This window comes from Hydrogenovibrio sp. (genome assembly GCF_049975065.1).
Lineage (GTDB): Bacteria > Pseudomonadota > Gammaproteobacteria > Thiomicrospirales > Thiomicrospiraceae > Hydrogenovibrio.
Genome location: NZ_JBNGDN010000140.1, coordinates 1 through 2,552 on the forward strand (window position 1 = coordinate 1; position 2,552 = coordinate 2,552).

Consider the following 2,552-nt stretch of genomic DNA (forward strand, 5'->3'; position numbering starts at 1 on the left):
TGGAATCACTCTATTTAAATTTATGAGGTACTCGGCATGTCGATAGCCATCAAACAGCTCATCAACAATCCTGAAATCGGCGATGTTGAAAATCAATCGAGTCTGACCTTATTGATTTAATTGCTTTGTTAGGGCATTGTTTGACCATGCTTCCATAATTCATATTCACTGATGTCAATCTCGCTATTCCAGACTACGGCCACCCCACCTTGCTCGACTTTTACCGCTTTGAACAAAACTGGATTGTTTAATGGGGCGAACATCTCTTTATTTAGGAGCGGAGATACATCATATTTTTTCATTTCGTTATTATCAAACTCAACCATCAAAGTATGATTGTCGATTGCTGATGCGGATTTGATTCTCGGATATTGCATTGCTTACTCCAGAGGTGGTAATTTGTGGAATTCTTGAGCGTCCCACATCTTTTTCAATTCATCTTTATTGACCGTTGCCCATTCGATAACCAACTTCTTTGCTCTCTTTGGTAGATCACCTTCAATCATCTCAAGCGTGTCTATATTGAACAAACCGACATATTCGCCGTACACTGCATGAAAATGCGGTGGTGGATGATCACCGAAGAAAAGCTTTATTACAATTCCATAAAATCTTGCTATTTCTGGCATCCCTGTTTTCCTATTTCCTGTTCTACCCGTTAAGCTGGCCGTTGCAGTTAATGGTTGAATTCAAGCTTCGTAGAAGCTGAAGTGCTCGTTAATATCAAACTCGGCTTCTTTTCGAAGTGTGAGGGCGCAGTGCATTTATGCATTTATTTGGAGACTATTCGAGCTTTGACACTTGACCAGGAAGATCCCATATCGCGGTCGATCTCGAAGGCGTCCAAACGCTTGTCCAGTTCTTTCTTCTGAGGTTCTGTGAGTTCAATTTCTGAATCTTCAGCGACCACGCTATCCCACAGGGTTTCGGCGAGAATAATGCGCTCGGATACGGTAAGTGATTGAATTTCCATTTTCTTTTCCTCGAATCGGCCGACTGTGCGATTTTATCACAAAATCATAATCAAGGCGTCTGGCTGTTTAGCAGATAACGATTCCGTACCGTGCCTTGTGAGCCTCGTCCGTTTGATGTGCTGTAAATCGACTTTCGCCGTCATTTAAAAGCCTTTGACGTGGGCGTTTTCACCCCAGAGGTGGGCGATTTGTTTTTGGAAGGTGTTTAGGTCGCTGTTGGTGTAGAAGGTGATGGGGTTGGCGGGGGGTGTGGTGCTTGGGTTGAGGTGTCCAGCGGTTTGCAGGCGGCGCACCACTTCGTTGGCAACGGGGGTTTCGGTGCGAATGACGGAAACGCCCAGGCCTGCCACTTGTTCGATGACGGGTGCCAGGTGGGTGAAGTGGGTGCAGCCTAGAATGAGGGTGTCCGCGCCTTGGGCGATGAGGGGTTGAATGTAGTCGTGGACGGTTTGATGGGTTTCGTCGTCGTCCAGTTGCAGGTTTTCCACCAGCCGCACGAGTTTGGGACAGGGTTGAATCGCCAGTTGGGCGTTGGCGGCGACGCGCTGGGTGAGCTGATTGAAGGCTTCGCTGGTGAGGGTTTTTTCCGTGGCGAGCACGCCGATGATGCCGCTTTGGGTGTGGATGGCGGCAGGTTTGACGCCGGGCTCGACGCCGATAAACGGAATCGAATAGCGTTGGCGCAGGGTTTGGATGCTGACCATGGTGGCGGTGTTGCAGGCGACGACAATGGCTTTGGCGTTGTGCGACAGCAGAAAATCGGTGACGGCCAGCGAGCGTCGCAGAATATAGTCTTCGGTTTTTTCGCCGTAGGGGGTGTGGGCGGTGTCGGCGACGTAAATCAGGGTTTCGTTGGGCAGCAATTCATGAATTTTTCGGGCGATGGGCAGGCCGCCGATGCCGGAGTCGAAAATGCCGATGGGGTGCGCACACTTCATTGAGTCAGAATCCGCTGGGTTAATTTTGGCGTATTGTAATGGATTTATGGGGGCTGGGATAGGCTTTGCAGGCCTGGGCGTTTTCGCCAGGCCTGGTAAAAGGAGCGATAGGGCGAATTTGTCGGGTTGTGGTCGGCAAAAGCGGTTTTGATGATCGGCGTCATAAAAGATTCAACGTTTTAGGTTCCCTTTTGGCGGGCTGTTGCAATAGAATGGCGAAAAACCCTTTTCGAATAAAGACTTAAAAAAGACTTAGGATTCAACTTTAGGATGCCTCCATGGAATTAGATGCCGCCATTTTGTCCCGTATGCAGTTTGCGTTTACGGTGAGTTTTCACATTTTGTTTCCGTCCATTACCATCGGGCTGGCAACGGCCATTGCCATTTGGGAAGGCCTGTGGCTGAAGACCCGTAACCCGGTGTATCTTCAGTTGGCGAAATTCTGGATTAAGCCGTTTGCCATTACCTTCGGCATGGGGGTGGTCAGCGGGATTGTGCTGTCGTTTGAGTTTGGCACCAACTTTTCCAGGTTTTCGGAAATTACCGGGCCGGTATTAGGGCCTCTGCTGGCGTATGAAGTGCTGACGGCGTTTTTCCTGGAAGCCGGGTTTCTCGGGGTGATGCTGTTTGGTTGGCAGCG

Annotated in this window: 5 protein-coding genes; 1 reads left to right on the plus strand and 4 read right to left on the minus strand. The window is 49.3% G+C overall.

The features are described from left to right. Positions 1–128: 128 nt before the first annotated feature. The 4 genes from ACP5D0_RS10445 to murI all read right to left on the minus strand — a co-directional run bounded on the left by ACP5D0_RS10445 (position 129) and on the right by murI (position 1,912). Positions 129–377, minus strand: coding sequence for a DUF2442 domain-containing protein (locus tag ACP5D0_RS10445; protein WP_472365744.1), 249 nt, complete (start codon positions 375–377; stop codon positions 129–131). A gap of 3 nt (positions 378–380) precedes the next feature. After that, positions 381–629 carry a DUF4160 domain-containing protein gene (locus ACP5D0_RS10450; protein WP_472365745.1) on the minus strand — a complete coding sequence of 83 codons (249 nt, stop codon included), beginning with the start codon at positions 627–629 and terminating at the stop codon, positions 381–383. Between the two features lie 143 nt (positions 630–772). Next, on the minus strand, positions 773–973 hold the full coding sequence (locus ACP5D0_RS10455; RefSeq protein ID WP_472365747.1) for an addiction module protein: 201 nt from the start codon (positions 971–973) through the stop codon (positions 773–775). Positions 974–1,117: 144 nt separating this feature from the next. After that, positions 1,118–1,912, minus strand: a complete 795-nt coding sequence (gene murI, locus ACP5D0_RS10460; protein ID WP_472365749.1) for a glutamate racemase — start codon at positions 1,910–1,912, stop codon at positions 1,118–1,120. A 341-nt stretch (positions 1,913–2,253) separates the two neighbouring features. On the opposite strand from murI, the gene ACP5D0_RS10465 reads away from it, so the two are divergent. Continuing rightward, a partial coding sequence (locus ACP5D0_RS10465; protein ID WP_472365750.1) for a cytochrome ubiquinol oxidase subunit I occupies positions 2,254–2,552 on the plus strand: 299 nt, incomplete at its 3' end.

Bases quoted from the DNA above. Each gene is read 5' to 3' on its own strand.
- ACP5D0_RS10445 (WP_472365744.1), bottom strand. From the start codon at position 377: ATGCAATATCCGAGAATCAAATCCGCATCAGCAATCGACAATCATACT.
- ACP5D0_RS10450 (WP_472365745.1), bottom strand. From the start codon at position 629: ATGCCAGAAATAGCAAGATTTTATGGAATTGTAATAAAGCTTTTCTTC.
- ACP5D0_RS10455 (WP_472365747.1), bottom strand. From the start codon at position 973: ATGGAAATTCAATCACTTACCGTATCCGAGCGCATTATTCTCGCCGAA.
- murI (WP_472365749.1), bottom strand. From the start codon at position 1,912: ATGAAGTGTGCGCACCCCATCGGCATTTTCGACTCCGGCATCGGCGGC.